Raw genomic sequence first — 13,728 nt, 5'->3', positions numbered from 1 at the left:
CCCCTCCCGCGAGATGCCACTTGTGCACGCCTTTCACGGCGCGTCGCGTGCACAAGTGGCATCTCGCGGAGGCGATCAGGCTCGTCGGGCGTGCCAGGCGCGGAGGGCGGCGACGCCGAGGGCGGCGACCACCAGGGCCGTCACGGGGGTTCGGAGCGAGACGGCGGGGAGCATCAGCGCGCTGGTGAAGACGGCCTGCGCGTAGTCGAGCATCTCGAGCGGATGGCGGGCGAGCACCCGCGAGCCGGCGGCGGCCGAGACGGCGGTCACCAGCACCGGCCCGACCCAGAGCACGGCGAGGCTCACGATCCAGGCGATCACCCGGCCGGCGGAGAGGACCCCGCACCAGGCGAGGGCGAGACCGGCCAGGATCCCCGGCAGCCACTGCACCGCGTTCAGCAGCGCGACTCCGGCGGCCGAGCCGTCGCGGCTGAGCGGCGCCACCACTCCGGTCAGCCACCCACCGGCGGCGACCGCAGCGAGCGAGATCGCGACGGCCGCCCCCGCCCTCGGCGCCCGGGCGATCACGAGCAGGAGCAGCGCGCCGACCGCGATCGCGCCGACGGTGCCGCCGACGATCGCCGCGAGGTAGAGGTCGGAGTCGCGGTCCTCCCGCAGCCCGGCGGACACGGTCAGCGCCGACTGCACCAGCGCGACGACCTGCACGCCGACCGCTCCGAGCGCCGCGCCGAGCGGGCCGACGCCGCGGCGCCGACCGACGCGGGCCGCGAGTCCCGCGAGGGCCGACCCGACCACGATCACCGAGACGATCAGCGTCAGGAAGTACTGGCTGAACGGCAGTAGCGCGAGCGGCATCTCCTCGGGCAGGACGTCGGTCGCCCAGAGGTTCTGCAGCGGCAGCCGCAGCCCGGTGAGCAGCCACGGCAGCAGTCCGAGCACGCCCGCTGCGACGCCGACCCCGAGACTCGGGAGCAGGCGCGGGCGAGGGTGGACGGGCGCTGCGGAGGAGGTCACCCGACCATCCTCCCGCGAGTGCTGTCCCGCGGGGGCCCGCTCGTGCGACTGTGAGGAGTCCCCGCTCCACCCCGCATCCACGCCCCACACGAGAGGAGGGCCGCCGTGGCCCTCGACCAGACCGTCCGCTCCTCCGCGGCCGAGCTCGACCGCCTCGACCCGCTCGCCGGCTACCGCTCGCGCTTCGTCGGCGCGGACGACCCGGCGCTGCCCGCCTACGTCGACGGCAACTCGCTCGGCCGTCCGCTGAAGGTCCTGACCGAGCGCTACGCCGCGTTCGTCGAGCAGGAGTGGGGGAACCGCCTCATCCGCGGCTGGGACGACAGCTGGTTCCAGCTGCCGCTGACGCTCGGCGACCGCCTCGGCCGCTCCGTGCTGGGCGCCGCTCCCGGCCAGGTCGTCGTCGGCGACTCCACCACCGTCTCGCTCTACAAGCTGATCCGCACCGCGCTGACCGCCCGGCCCGGCCGCTCCGAGATCGTCATCGACCGCGGCAACTTCCCGACCGACCGCTTCGTGGTCGAGGGCATCGCCGCCGAGACCGGCGCCACGATCCGCTGGATCGAGACCGAGTCCGGCAGCGGGGTCACGCCCGACGACGTCCGCGCGGTCGTCGGGGCCGACACGGCCGTGGTCGTGCTGAGCCAGGTCGCCTACCGCTCCGGCTACGCCGCCGACGTCCCGGCGATCACCGCGATCGTGCACGAGCACGGCGCGCTGGTGCTCTGGGACGTCTGCCACTCCGTCGGCGTGCTGCCGATCGAGCTCGACGCCTGGGGCGTGGACCTGGCGACGGGCTGCACCTACAAGTACCTCAACGGCGGCCCGGGCGCCCCCGCCTTCCTCTACGTGCGCCGCGAGCTGATCGCCGGGGCTCAGCAGCCGATCCAGGGCTGGATGGGCGTCAAGGATTCGTTCCGGATGGGGGACGCCTACGACCCCGCCGACGGCATCCGCCGCTTCCTCAGCGGGACGCCGCCGATCGTCGGGATGCTGGCGATGCAGGCGATGCTCGACCTGATCGAGGAGGCGGGCCTGCCCGCGATCCACACGAAGTCGATCGCGTTGACCGCCTTCGCCGTCGAGCTGTTCGACGAGCACCTCGCCCCGCTCGGCGTCGAGCTGTCGACCACCCGCGAGCCCGCGCGCCGCGGCGGCCACATCACCGTCGACCACCCGGACTTCGCCGCGATGGTGCCCGTGCTCTGGAAGCGCGGGATCATCCCGGACTTCCGCACGCCCAGCGGCATCCGGCTCGGCCTCTCGCCGCTCTCCACCTCCTTCGCGGAGGTCGAGACCGTGGTCCTGGCGGTGCGCGACCTGCTCGTCGAGGGGGCGCGCGAGTCCCGAGAGGTCCACGGCGGAGCGTGAGCGGGGTCCTCGACCTCGTGGCGCGCGAGGCCGACCAGGTGCTCCGCTACGGCGAGGCACCGGAGCAGATCGCCGAGCATTACCGCGGCTCCGGTAAGGGCGTCGTGCTGGTCGTGCACGGCGGCTTCTGGCGCGCGCGCTGGGACCGGAGCCACGCGCGTCCGCTGGCCGCCGCGCTCGCCGACGCCGGCTGGTCGGTGCTGCTGCTCGAGTACCGGCGCGTCGGCGACGAGGGCGGCGGACGGCCGGGCACCTTCGACGACGTCCTCGCGGCCGTCGCGGCGCTCCCGCCTCTGGTCCCCGTCGTGGAGCGCCCGCGCACCGTCCTGGTCGGCCACTCGGCCGGCGGTCACTTGGCCGTGTGGTCGCAGGCCGCGCATCCGTCGCCCCACGTCGACGCCGTCGTCTCGCTGGCAGGAGTGACCGACCTGCGCGCCGCCGCGGACGAACGACTGGGCGACGACGCCGTGGTGGAGCTGCTCGGCCCGGACGGCCCGCTCGACGACCTCGACCCGGCGCGGCTCCCCGCCCCGCCGATGCCGACCGTGCTGCTGCACGGCGCCCTCGACGACGAGGTCCCGATCGCGTACAGCCGCCGCTACTGCGTCGCGCACCCGTCCGCGCGCCTCGTCGAGCTCCCGGACGCCGACCACTACGCCCCGATCGACCCGCGCACCCCCGCGTTCGCCGCCCTCCTGGCCGTCCTCTCAACAGTGCCCCTGCACAACTGAGGCGGGATCTCCCGAATCGATCTGTTCTCCCGCCGATCGGGCTTCCTGGCCATGGTTGTGCACCCGTTCGCGGGTCGACCCTCTCGTCAGAGATCGGGCACGGAGGCGGCGGACATCGCTCGGTGTCTCGGCGAAAGGCAGGGCTCGGCCGTCAGGCGCGCAGTCATGCTGGTCGAGTAGCCCCGCAGGGGCGTATCGAGACCCACCGTCCTCAGTGGGGCGGTCTGCAGACTCGTCCTGCCGGCGGTGGTGGATCTCGATACGCCCGCTTCGCGGGCCACTCGATCAGCATGGACGGGTCCGCGCAAAGGCGGTGAGCGATCCGCGAGGCGGCGGGGGCCGCCGCTACAGGGCGGGCGGGTAGAGGAAGAGGGGGACCTGTGCCGTGGGGAAGGTGCGGGTGACGTAGCTGTGGCGGCCGCCGTAGTTGTACTCCTCGAGGAGGACGGTGCCGTCGTCGTTGACCTGCTGCACGTAGGAGACGTGGTTGTAGGTCCACCAGGCGACGCAGCCGACGATCGGGACGGAGCTCGTGGCCCAGCCCTTCGCGGCCCAGTTGTCCGGCCACTCCCAGGCGCTGCCGCCCATCGGCGTGATGTTGCCCCAGGTGTACGTCCACGGCGCTGCGGTCGCGCCGGCGTCGCGGTTCAGGCGCCAGGCCACGAAGTCGACGCACTCGCGGTAGTAGTAGCCGAGCGGGGAGAGCCCGCCGCCGTTGTCGTCGATCGTCTCGTGCGGCCACGGGTAGTCGTCGCCGACGGCGCGGGTCTGCACGGTGCTGAAGCCGCCGCCGTTCGCGTTCTGCAGGACGGCCGCCTGGCGGCCGGCCTCGTCGAGCTGCGCCTGCGTCGGTGCGGCGAACGCGTCGCGGACGGCGGTCTGGCCGGCCGCCTCCGACGAGACGGTGAGGTTCTGCAGGCCGACCCGGTTCGCGGCTGTGCCGCCCGCGGTGGCCGAGGTGCTGCGGGCGCCGTAGGCGGGGAGCGCGGCGGTGGCGAAGAGGCCGCCGACGATCGAGAAGGTGGCGAAGCCGAGGGTGCGGCGGCTGAGCGAGCCGGTGCGGGCGGGCTGCGGGACCGCGGGAGTGCGCGGGGCGACGGGCGTCCGCGGGGTCGCGGAGGCGGCGGCGGTCCGGACCTCAGCGACGCGGGTCTCAGCGACGCGGGTCTCGACGACGCGGGCCTCGGCGGCCGCCTCGGCGGCGCGGGCCTCTCGGCGGGTGCGATGCACCGGCGCGGAGGGAGAGGTGTCGTGACACTCCAGCGGATCGGGAATGCCAGTGGTCGACACGCGTGCGCTCTCCTCGGGTGGGCGGACGGGGGGTGGTGCAGGAGGGCCTGCGGGGCGGTGCGGGGCGCCGGCAGGGCCCGGCGACTCGTCACTCTAGCCCGCCCCCGCCCGGTAACGGAATGATCACGGGCGAACTCGTCGCGCAGCATCGCCTCCCGGCCGGGCCCCGGTGGGAGGATGGAAGGACCAGGGAAGGAGCCGTCCATGACCGAATCCACCCCCTCCGGACCCGTGCTCGTCGGCGTCGTCGACGGGCAGCGTCCCGAGGTCGTCCGCACCGCCGCGCAGCTCGCCTCCGGGCTCGGCGCCCCGCTGCTGCTGCTCACCGTCGTCGCCGATCCCTACCTCGTCGGCGAGTACGTCGACCCGATGACGGGCGGCATCCCCGTCGGCCTCGTGCCCCGCTCCGGAGCCGCCGACGCCGGTCCGACCGAGCCGCCCGGACTCCGCGCGTCACTCGCGGAGCTCCTCGACGGCACGGGAGTCGCTTGGACGCTGCGCACCGCCCAGGGCGAGCCGGCCCTGGCCCTCACCGACGTGGCCGAGGAGGTCGACGCCCGGATGATCGTGGTCGGCACCCGCGACCCCGGGGTGCTCGCGGGCATCGCCGAGTTCCTCAGCGGCAGCGTCGCGGTGCACCTCGCGCACCGGCAGCAGCGCCCCGTGCTCGTCGTGCCCCGCGCGGGCGCGGACGCCCGGCGCCGCGTCCCCTGGGACACGGGGGAGTGACGCCGCTGCACCTGCGGCCGAGCGCGATCCTCCTGGTCGCGGTCGGCGGCGCCGTCGGCACGGCCGCCCGCTACGGGACGGTGCTCGTCCTGCCCCCGATCGGCGCGGTCCCCGTGGCGACGATCGCGGTCAACCTCGTCGGCGCGTTCCTGCTCGGCCTCCTGCTGGCCGGCCTCGCCCGCCGCGGGCCGGACAGCGGCGGGCGGCGCACCCTCCGCCTGCTGCTCGGCACCGGGGTGCTCGGCGGCTTCACGACCTACAGCACCTTCTCCCTCGACACGGTCGCCCTCCTCGAGGACGGGCGCTGGGCCGAGGTCCTCCTCTACACCGGCGTCACGCTCGTGCTCGGCACCCTCGCGGCGGTGCTCGGCGTCGTGCTCGCGAGCCGGCGGAGCGCGGTGACGGAGTGACGCACGTGCTCCTCTTCCTCGGCGTCGCCCTCGCGGGCGGTGCCGGCGCCGCGGCCCGCCTCGTCCTCGACGGCGTGGCGCGCTCGCTCGTCCCGGTGCGCTGGCCGGTGGGGACGCTCCTGATCAACGTCTCCGGCTCGCTGCTGCTCGGAGTCGTCACCGGCCTGGCGCTCGGCGGCGCTCTGGACGAGTCGTGGCGCCTCGTGCTCGGCACCGGGGTCCTCGGCGGCTTCACCACGTTCAGCACGGCGAGCGTCGAGGCGGCGCGGATGCTGCTGGAGCGGCGCTGGCGCGCGGGACTCGGCTACGGGCTCGGGATGTGGGCGGCGGCGCTCGCCGCGGCGGTCGCCGGGCTGGCGCTCACCGGGGCGCTGCTGCCGCCGGGATGAGACGGGATGTCTCCACGACCGCCCCGCACCTCTCTCCGGGCTCGGAGCGATGCCCCCCTTTGACGGGGTCTGGGCCTCCTGGGCACTCGTGGCGCCGGTCGCGTGCCCGGCGCCGCGTCAAGATATGCGGTGTGACATCGGTGAGCGGTCTGCGGGAGCTGAGGCTCGCCGTCGTCGAGGATCAGCCGCTCTACCGGCAGATGCTCGGCTCGCTACTGCGCTCCGTCCCCGGCGTCCGGAGCGTCGTCGAGGCCTCGTCCGCCGCGGAGGCGCGCGAGCGGCTGCGTCCCGCCGAGCTCGACGTCGCGATCGTCGACATCGAGCTGGGTGACGGCGACGGCATCGAGCTCGGTCGCGAGCTGCGCTCCCGGGACCCCGACCTCGCGATCGTGCTGCTCTCGGCCGTCGACTCGATGCACCGCTTCCTCCGGCTCGGCCGCGCCGAGGTGCGCGGCTGGAGCTACCTCTCGAAGAGCTCGTCCCTCTCGTCCCCCGCGCTGATGACCGCGATCCGGGCGACCCTCGACGGCCGGACCGTGCTCGACCCCGCGCTGGTCGCCGCGCGCACCGCCCGCCGGAGCTCGCCCGTCGACGCCCTCAGCCGCCGCCAGTACGAGGTGCTCACCGCGCTCGCCTCCGGACTCACCAACGCGGCGATCGCGGGGCGGCTGGGCATCGCGGTCCGCTCGGTCGACAACCACGTGAACGCCCTCTACGCGGCGCTCGGTCTGCGCTCCGACGGGTCGCGGAACCCGCGCGTGGAGGCGACGCTGCTGTTCCTGGAGCACACCCGGTGACGCTCCCCGACCACTCCCGCCCGCGACGCGCGGACGACGCGGAGGACAACCGGATCCTGCGCGGGACCGTCGCGATCCTCGGCGGGGTGCTGGCCGTCCTCGCGGCGCTGCAGGCGGTCTTCGCGCTGGGCATGCTGTCGCAGACCGTCCGAGGGGTCGAGGGCGGCCCGGTCGTGGACGTCGTCGTGCGCGTGGTCGTGAACGTCGCGACGATCGGGCTCGCGGTCGCGCTCGTCACCCTGCTCCGCCCCGAGCGCCACCCCCGCGCTCGTCGGCTGCTGGTCACGGTCGGGATCGCGGTCGCCGTCGCGCTCACGCGGGTCGGGCTGCAGCTGATCGTCGGGGTCTACCTGCCGACCGCGCTCGACGCCCTCGTGGTCGAGCTGGTGGTGGGTGCGGTGGTCGTCGGCCTGATCGTCTCATTCGGCTTCCTGCTCGTCGAGGCCACCCGCGGTGTGCGCGAGAAGGAGCGGGAGCGCGCCCGGGTGCTGCTGCAGGCCGTCGACGCCGTGCAGGCGCTCCAGCAGGAGGAGCTGCGGGTGCGCCGCGAGGTCGCACAGGGCCTGCACGGGCGGCTGCAGAACACGCTGGTGGTGCTGGCGGCTGAGCTGCGCGGGCTGGCCGAGGCGTCGTCCTCCGATGCCGCCGACGAGCGCCTGATCGGCATCGCGGCGCGGCTCGACGAGCTGCGCGAGCAGGAGGTCCGCGCGGTCAGCGGGGCGCTCTACCCGGTCGACATCGAGCACGGGCTGGTCGCCGCCGCCCGCGACCTGATCTCGCGACTGCCGCCGGAGATCGCGGTCGACCTCGCCGTCGACGACGACTACCCGGGGATCGAGGAGCACGGGGTCCCGCTCGAGCAGCGCGTGCTGCTGGTGCGCCTGATCGAGGAGGCGCTGACCAATGCGCTCAAGCACGGCGGGGCCCGCGCCGTGCGGCTGCACCTGGACGTCGCCCGCGGCGGGACGGAGCACGCGGTGGTCGTCGGTCTCGACGACGACGGCGGCGGCCTCGCTGCGGCGCCGGTGCTCTCGGGGCTGGAGCGGCTCTCGCGGCAGTTCGCGGTCTACGGCGGATCGATCGAGCTGGCCCCGTCGGCCGCGCTGGGCGGCGCGCGCCTGGCCGGCCGCCTGCCGCTGCGCCCGCCCGCGTGACGCGGAGGAGGGGAGGCGGGACCTGCCCGTCTCCCCTCCGCCGTCACGCGCTCGCCGTCAGCTCTGCGGCGGTGTGTAGTACTGGAGGTCGTTGCCCTCGGAGTCCTTGAAGGGCAGGATGCGACCCCACTCGTGATCGCTGATCTCGCCCTCGATCGACGCGCCGCGGGCCTTCAGCCGCTCCAGCTCGTCCTCGATGCTGCCGTCGGGCTGGAACGAGACGACCGCTCCGCCGCTCTCGGAGACGGAGGCCGATTCGCGGGCGTTCAGCCCGATCATCAGTCCGCCCGCGTCGAGCTCCGACCAGTCGCTCGAGGTGCTCTTCACGTCGAGGCCGAGGGTGTCGCGGTAGAACGCGACCGCCCGCTCCATGTCCTCGACGGGCACCCATACCGTCGCCACTCCTGCTGCTGCCATGATCCGGTCTCCTTCGATCGTCGTTGCCGTCCTCCGACGCTAGGGCGGCGGCCGTGACGAGCGCGGGCGTCCTCACCGTTCGTCCAGCCGGCGACGCGGGAACCGACAGCGGACGACGCGGACATCCACAGCAACGGGGGCGGGAAAGGGGTTGCTTCCCAGGGGTCCTCGACCGCTCACTACGCTGGCGGGAGACCCCGGCGACGCCCGAGGGCCCGCCGCCCGCCGCTCGAAGGGAACCCTGTGACGACGCCCGCACCGACTTCGACCGATCGCCTCCGCGTCGTGGCCGCCACGCCGATCAGCGAGGAGCTGATCGCACGGGTGGTCGAGCTCGAGCCGCGGATCCACTTCGTGGCCGATCAGAGCCTGCTGCCGCCGATGCGGCACCCGGGCGATCACGGCGGCGACCCGGCCTTCGAGCGCACGGCGGAGCAGCAGGCCGCGTTCGAGGAGCTGGTCGACTCCGCCGCGGTGCTCTACGGGATCCCGGGCGAGGACCCGGCGGCGCTCGCGCGGACCGTCGCCGCGAACCCGGCGCTGCGCTGGGTGCAGACGATGCCCGCGGGCGGCGGCGCGCAGGTCAAGAAGGCGGGTCTCGACGAGGAGGCGCTCGCGCGGGTCGCGTTCTCCACCTCCGCGGGCGTGCACTCCGATCCGCTGGCCGAGTTCTCCCTCTTCGGGCTGCTCGCCGGCGCGAAGACGCTGCCGAAGCTGCAGGCACTGCAGGGCGCGCGCGAGTGGGGCTCGCGCTGGACGATGGGGCTGCTGTCGGAGCAGACCGTCCTGATCGTCGGGCTCGGCACCATCGGCCGCGCGACCGCGCAGAAGCTCGCAACGCTCGGTGCCCGGGTGATCGGCACCAGCCGGCACGCCGACGCCGTGGAGCACGTGGACGAGATCGTGCAGCCCTCCGCGATCGCCGAGGTGGCCGGGCGGATCGACGGGGTGGTCGTCACGCTGCCCGGCACGGAGCAGACCGAGAAGCTGGTCGGCGCGGACTTCTTCGCCGCGCTGCGCCCGGGGGCGACGCTGGTCAGCGTCGGCCGCGGCACCGTGATCGACGAGGACGCGCTGCTCGCGGCGCTCGAGGACGGCCGGGTCGGCTTCGCGGCCCTCGACGTGGTCGCGGAGGAGCCGCTCGCCCAGGACAGCCCGCTCTGGAGCCACCCGAGCGTGCTGCTCAGCCCGCACACCGCCGCGCTGAACGCGGCCGAGGACCGCCTCATCGCCGAGCTCTTCGCCCGCAACGCCACCCGCTTCCTCGACGGCGAGGAGCTGATCAACCGGGTCGACACGGTCGAGTTTTACTGAGGCCGGCGCCCGCGAAGCCCCGCGGGAGCCCTCCGAGCCCCCTCCACAGCCGCCGATCCGGGGCGAATGCCCGCTCAGAGGCCGGTTCTGCGCTCGCGCGCGCCTCCGACGGCCTACCGTTGCACTATGGCGTCCACCGATACACCCGAACCCGCCCCCCAGGCCGACGGCGCGACCGCGCCCGCCGCCGACAGCACCGCCCCGGCCGCGCCGGCAGACGAGACCGCCCCCTCGCTGGTCTTCTCGGACCTGGGTCTCAGCGACCCCGTCCTCAAGGCCCTCAAGGAGGTCGGCTACGAGACGCCCTCCGCGATCCAGGCGGCGACGATCCCCTCCCTCCTGTCCGGCCGCGACGTCCTCGGCGTCGCGCAGACCGGCACCGGCAAGACCGCGGCGTTCGCGCTGCCGATCCTCTCCCGCCTCGACGTCTCGCAGAAGACCCCTCAGGCGCTCGTCCTCGCGCCCACGCGCGAGCTCGCGCTGCAGGTCTGCGAGGCGTTCGAGCGCTACGCGTCCGGCCTGCGCGGCGTGCACGTCCTCCCCGTCTACGGCGGTCAGGGCTACGGCACCCAGCTGTCCGCGCTGCGTCGCGGCGTCCACGTCGTCGTCGGCACCCCCGGCCGCATCATGGACCACCTCGAGAAGGGCACGCTCGACCTCACGCACCTGAAGTACCTGGTGCTCGACGAGGCCGACGAGATGCTCAAGATGGGCTTCGCCGAGGACGTCGAGACGATCCTCGCCGACACTCCGGTCGAGAAGCAGATCGCCCTGTTCTCGGCGACCATGCCGTCGCAGATCCGCCGCATCTCGCAGAAGTACCTGAAGGACCCGGAGGAGATCACGGTCAAGGCCAAGACCACGACCTCCGCGAACACCACCCAGCGCTACCTGATGGTGTCGTACCCGCAGAAGGTCGATGCGCTGACCCGCATCCTCGAGGTCGAGAACTTCGAGGGCATGATCGTCTTCGTCCGCACCAAGAGCGAGACCGAGACCCTCGCCGAGAAGCTGCGCGCCCGCGGCTACACGGCCGCCGCGATCAGCGGCGACGTCGCCCAGGCCCAGCGCGAGCGCACCGTCGAGCAGCTGAAGTCGGGCAAGCTCGACATCCTCGTCGCAACCGACGTCGCGGCCCGCGGTCTCGACGTCGACCGGATCAGCCACGTCGTCAACTACGACATCCCGATCGACACCGAGTCGTACGTGCACCGCATCGGCCGCACCGGCCGGGCCGGCCGCAGCGGTGCTGCGATCAGCTTCGTGACCCCGCGCGAGCGCCGCCTGCTCTCCGCCATCGAGAAGGCGACCCGTCAGCCGCTGACCGAGATGCGCCTCCCGAGCGTCGAGGACGTCAACGTCACGCGCCTCTCGCGCTTCGACGACGCCATCACCACGGCGCTGGCCGACCGCGAGCGGCTCGACCGGTTTCGCGACATCATCGGCCACTACGTCGAGCACCACGACGTGGTCGAGTCGGACGTGGCCGCCGCCCTGGCGATCGTCGCCCAGGGCGACGAGCCGCTGCTGCTCTCGCCCGACGACCCCCGCTTCCGCCGCGAGGACAGCCGGGGCGACCGCCCCGAGCGCTCCGACCGGTCCTCGTATGACAACGACCGCGAGCGTCCCGAGCGCCGCCAGCGCTCGTCGAACAGCAACCTCGCGTCGTACCGGATCGAGGTGGGCCGCCGTCAGCGCGTCGAGCCCCGCCAGATCGTCGGCGCGCTCGCGAACGAGGGCGGCCTCAACCGCGGCGACTTCGGGCACATCGACATCCGCCCGGACTTCTCGATCGTGGAGCTGCCGGCCGACCTGCCCCAGGACGTGCTCGACCGCCTCGCCGGAACCCGCATCAGCGGCCAGCTGATCGAGCTCAAGCCCGACCGCCGCCCCAGCCGCGCCGGCGCCGACCGCGGCGGCCGTCCCTCGGGCCCGTCCCGCTCCACCGACCGCCCGGAGCGCAAGCCCCGCTACTGAGCCGTCCTCTCCCCTCCTCCGCGAGATGCCACTTGTGCACGCGACACGCCGTGAAAGGCGTGCACAAGTGGCATCTCGCGGAGGTGGTTAACCGGGGCGCAGAGCGCAGGCGTCAGAGGATGTCGGCGTCGGCCAGGGCCTCGGGGCGCAGGAGCTTCCGCGCACCGAGGATCTCAACGCCGATGAGGTGACCGGCGGCGTCGAAGTCGAGGATGATCTCGCCGAACCCGTGCGGGTCGGCGATGTCGTGCACCTGCTGGACTGACTCGCCGGCCTCGGGCTCACGCCCGACGGGCAGGTAGGCGGCGTTCGCACTCGGGTCGTATCGGATCCTCATGACGCACCACCGTGCCCGCTCTTCCCGCGAGATGCCACTTGTGCACGCGTTCTCCGGCGTGTCGTGTACGCAAGTGGCATCTCGCGGCGGGGGAGGGGCAGGGGGTCAGCGGCGGAGGACGCGGCGGGCCAGGACGTTGCCGAGCAGCTGGACCAGCTGGACGATGACGATGATGACGAGGACGGCCGCCCAGGTGACGACGGGCTCGAACTGGCGGTAGCCGTACTGGATCGCGAAGGTGCCGAGGCCGCCGGCGCCGATGTAGCCGGCGACCGCCGACATGTCGATGATCGCGACGAAGACGAAGGTGTAGCCGAGGATCAGCGGTCCGAGCGCCTCGGGCAGCAGGACCGTGCGCACGATCCGGAAGCGGCTCGCTCCGACCGAGCGCGCGGCCTCGATCACGCCGGGCTGCACGGTCAGCAGGTTCTGCTCGACGATGCGGCCGATGCCGAAGGCGGCGGCGAGCGAGAGCGAGAAGATGATCGCGTCGGTGCCGATGCCGGAGCCGACCACGAGGCGGGCCAGCGGCTGGGCGGCGGCGATGAAGATGATGAACGGGATCGGCCGGAAGATGTTGACGATCACGTTCAGCAGACCGAAGACGACCCGGTTGGCGTAGAGCGCCCCCGCGCGGGTGACGGCCAGGCCGAGCCCGATCAGCAGGCCGCCGAGACCGCCGAAGAGCAGGCTGAACGCCACGATGTAGAGGGTCTGCCCGGTCGCCTCGGCGAGCTTGGGCAGCAGCGGGACGAGCTCGTTCATCGGGGCACCTCCGTGAGGGCGACGCGGGCGCCGAGGCGGGCCAGCAGGGGGTCGACCACGTCGTCGGAGGAGTCGAGCGCGACGGTCAGGTGGCCGAAGGCGCGGCCGCGGACATCGGTGATGCCGCCGTAGACGAGCTCGAGCGGGACGCCGGCCTGCGCGATCTCGGCGAAGACCTCGCCCTGCGAGGCGGAGCCGTCGGAGAAGGACAGCGTGACGAGGCGGCCTGCGTGGCGCGCGCGCAGCACCGCCGCCTCCTCCCGCGAGGGCACCGTGCGCACGACCGTGGAGACGAAGCGGCGGGTGACCGCCTCCTTCGGGGCCGAGAAGACGTCGAAGACGGGGCCGCGCTCGACGATGCGGCCCGCCTCCATCACGGCGACCTTCGTCGCGAGCTGCTGCACCACGTCCATCTCGTGCGTGATGACGACGATGGTGACGCCGAGCTCCTCGTTGATCCGGCGCAGGAGGGCGAGCACCTCGCCGGTGGTGTCCGGGTCGAGGGCGCTGGTGGCCTCGTCGGCGAGGAGGATGCGCGGCGAGGCGGCGAGGGCGCGGGCGATGCCGACGCGCTGCTTCTGGCCGCCGGAGAGCTGCTCCGGGTGGCTGCGGGCCTTGTCCGAGAGTCCGACGAAGCGGAGCATCTCGTCGACTCGGCTGCGCAGCTCGGTCCGCGGCGTGCCGGCGACCTGCAGCGGATAGGCGACGTTCTGCTCGACCGTCTTCGAGCCGAAGAGGTTGAACTGCTGGAAGATCATGCCGATTCCGAGCCGCAGCCGGCGGAGCTCGCGCTCGGGCAGCCCGACGATCTCGCGGCCGTCGATCTCGATGCTGCCGCCGGTGGCGGGCTCGAGCGCGTTGATCAGGCGCGCGAGCGTGCTCTTGCCGGCTCCGGAGTAGCCGATCACGCCGTAGACGTCGCCGGCCTCGATGTCGAGGCTGACGCCGTCCACGGCGGTCAGGGCGGTCGCGCCGCGCGCGAGCGGCGGGTAGACCTTGCTCACGTCGGCGAGGCGGATGAGCGGCACGGCGCTTCCTTCACTGCTGGGATCGGGCACTGCTGGGCCGCGGG

15 protein-coding genes are annotated in these 13,728 nt (G+C 73.6%); 9 read left to right on the top strand and 6 right to left on the bottom strand.

All coding sequences use genetic code 11. The features are described 5' to 3' along the window. Nucleotides 1–75 precede the first annotated feature (75 nt). Nucleotides 76–975, bottom strand: coding sequence for a hypothetical protein (locus tag HRK28_RS07515; RefSeq protein ID WP_173250870.1), 900 nt, complete (start codon nucleotides 973–975; stop codon nucleotides 76–78). A 105-nt stretch (nucleotides 976–1,080) separates the two neighbouring features. On the opposite strand from HRK28_RS07515, the gene HRK28_RS07510 reads away from it, so the two are divergent. Further along, entirely contained in the window at nucleotides 1,081–2,346 is a 1,266-nt protein-coding gene (locus tag HRK28_RS07510; RefSeq protein WP_173250869.1) for an aminotransferase class V-fold PLP-dependent enzyme, read from the top strand. Continuing rightward, nucleotides 2,343–3,077 (top strand): alpha/beta fold hydrolase, encoded by a 735-nt coding sequence (locus HRK28_RS20065; RefSeq protein ID WP_173250868.1) that lies wholly within the window; start codon nucleotides 2,343–2,345, stop codon nucleotides 3,075–3,077. Before HRK28_RS07510 ends, HRK28_RS20065 begins: the two co-directional genes overlap by 4 nt. Nucleotides 3,078–3,422: 345 nt before the next feature. Here HRK28_RS20065 and HRK28_RS20755 read toward each other — a convergent pair whose 3' ends face one another. After that, a complete protein-coding gene (locus HRK28_RS20755; protein WP_173250867.1) occupies nucleotides 3,423–4,307 on the bottom strand; it encodes a CHAP domain-containing protein in 885 nt (294 codons plus the stop codon). A 264-nt stretch (nucleotides 4,308–4,571) separates the two neighbouring features. Between HRK28_RS20755 and HRK28_RS07495 the strand changes: the two genes are divergently transcribed. The 5 genes from HRK28_RS07495 (at nucleotide 4,572) to HRK28_RS07475 (ending at nucleotide 7,846) form a co-directional block, all read left to right on the top strand. Beyond that, entirely contained in the window at nucleotides 4,572–5,096 is a 525-nt protein-coding gene (locus HRK28_RS07495; RefSeq protein WP_160086878.1) for a universal stress protein, read from the top strand. Then, nucleotides 5,093–5,506: a fluoride efflux transporter CrcB gene (gene crcB, locus HRK28_RS07490; RefSeq protein ID WP_244231749.1), complete on the top strand. Its 414-nt coding sequence runs from the start codon at nucleotides 5,093–5,095 to the stop codon at nucleotides 5,504–5,506. Before HRK28_RS07495 ends, crcB begins: the two co-directional genes overlap by 4 nt. Further along, complete coding sequence (locus HRK28_RS07485; protein ID WP_173250866.1) at nucleotides 5,503–5,895, top strand: CrcB family protein; 393 nt, start codon at nucleotides 5,503–5,505, stop codon at nucleotides 5,893–5,895. Before crcB ends, HRK28_RS07485 begins: the two co-directional genes overlap by 4 nt. A gap of 131 nt (nucleotides 5,896–6,026) precedes the next feature. Continuing rightward, complete coding sequence (locus tag HRK28_RS07480; protein ID WP_244231750.1) at nucleotides 6,027–6,692, top strand: response regulator transcription factor; 666 nt, start codon at nucleotides 6,027–6,029, stop codon at nucleotides 6,690–6,692. Continuing rightward, nucleotides 6,689–7,846, top strand: coding sequence for a sensor histidine kinase (locus HRK28_RS07475; protein ID WP_160086884.1), 1,158 nt, complete (start codon nucleotides 6,689–6,691; stop codon nucleotides 7,844–7,846). The genes HRK28_RS07480 and HRK28_RS07475 overlap by 4 nt, the downstream gene beginning before the upstream one ends. A 57-nt stretch (nucleotides 7,847–7,903) precedes the next feature. Here HRK28_RS07475 and HRK28_RS07470 read toward each other — a convergent pair whose 3' ends face one another. Then, entirely contained in the window at nucleotides 7,904–8,263 is a 360-nt protein-coding gene (locus HRK28_RS07470) for a VOC family protein (protein WP_160086886.1), read from the bottom strand. A 285-nt stretch (nucleotides 8,264–8,548) separates the two neighbouring features. On the opposite strand from HRK28_RS07470, the gene HRK28_RS07465 reads away from it, so the two are divergent. Together HRK28_RS07465 and HRK28_RS07460 are read left to right on the top strand one after the other, a co-directional pair. Further along, nucleotides 8,549–9,577, top strand: a complete 1,029-nt coding sequence (locus HRK28_RS07465) for a D-2-hydroxyacid dehydrogenase (protein ID WP_367948355.1) — start codon at nucleotides 8,549–8,551, stop codon at nucleotides 9,575–9,577. Nucleotides 9,578–9,703: 126 nt separating this feature from the next. Then, nucleotides 9,704–11,554: a DEAD/DEAH box helicase gene (locus HRK28_RS07460; protein WP_123444609.1), complete on the top strand. Its 1,851-nt coding sequence runs from the start codon at nucleotides 9,704–9,706 to the stop codon at nucleotides 11,552–11,554. Nucleotides 11,555–11,666: 112 nt separating this feature from the next. On the opposite strand, the gene HRK28_RS07455 is transcribed toward HRK28_RS07460, so the two are convergent. The 3 genes from HRK28_RS07455 to HRK28_RS07445 all read right to left on the bottom strand — a co-directional run bounded on the left by HRK28_RS07455 (nucleotide 11,667) and on the right by HRK28_RS07445 (nucleotide 13,684). Next, the gene (locus HRK28_RS07455; RefSeq protein ID WP_173250865.1) at nucleotides 11,667–11,891 is read right to left on the bottom strand and encodes a DUF2283 domain-containing protein; all 225 of its coding nucleotides are present in this window, start codon (nucleotides 11,889–11,891) and stop codon (nucleotides 11,667–11,669) included. Between the two features lie 105 nt (nucleotides 11,892–11,996). After that, complete coding sequence (locus HRK28_RS07450; RefSeq protein WP_160086890.1) at nucleotides 11,997–12,656, bottom strand: methionine ABC transporter permease; 660 nt, start codon at nucleotides 12,654–12,656, stop codon at nucleotides 11,997–11,999. Continuing rightward, nucleotides 12,653–13,684 (bottom strand): methionine ABC transporter ATP-binding protein, encoded by a 1,032-nt coding sequence (locus tag HRK28_RS07445; protein WP_173250864.1) that lies wholly within the window; start codon nucleotides 13,682–13,684, stop codon nucleotides 12,653–12,655. Before HRK28_RS07445 ends, HRK28_RS07450 begins: the two co-directional genes overlap by 4 nt. Nucleotides 13,685–13,728: the final 44 nt, after the last annotated feature.

Origin of the sequence: Rathayibacter sp. VKM Ac-2835, assembly GCF_013266705.1 — a bacterium.
Classification (GTDB): domain Bacteria; phylum Actinomycetota; class Actinomycetes; order Actinomycetales; family Microbacteriaceae; genus Rathayibacter.
The sequence above is the reverse complement of the archived record's forward strand: the minus strand, read 5'-3'. Positions and strand labels throughout refer to the sequence as shown.

What these genes read in the sequence shown, in the direction of transcription:
- HRK28_RS07495 (WP_160086878.1), top strand. Translation starts at nt 4,572, where the DNA reads ATGACCGAATCCACCCCCTCCGGACCCGTGCTCGTCGGCGTCGTCGAC.
- HRK28_RS07470 (WP_160086886.1), bottom strand. Translation starts at nt 8,263, where the DNA reads ATGGCAGCAGCAGGAGTGGCGACGGTATGGGTGCCCGTCGAGGACATG.
- HRK28_RS07460 (WP_123444609.1), top strand. Translation starts at nt 9,704, where the DNA reads ATGGCGTCCACCGATACACCCGAACCCGCCCCCCAGGCCGACGGCGCG.
- HRK28_RS07455 (WP_173250865.1), bottom strand. Translation starts at nt 11,891, where the DNA reads ATGAGGATCCGATACGACCCGAGTGCGAACGCCGCCTACCTGCCCGTC.
- HRK28_RS07450 (WP_160086890.1), bottom strand. Translation starts at nt 12,656, where the DNA reads ATGAACGAGCTCGTCCCGCTGCTGCCCAAGCTCGCCGAGGCGACCGGG.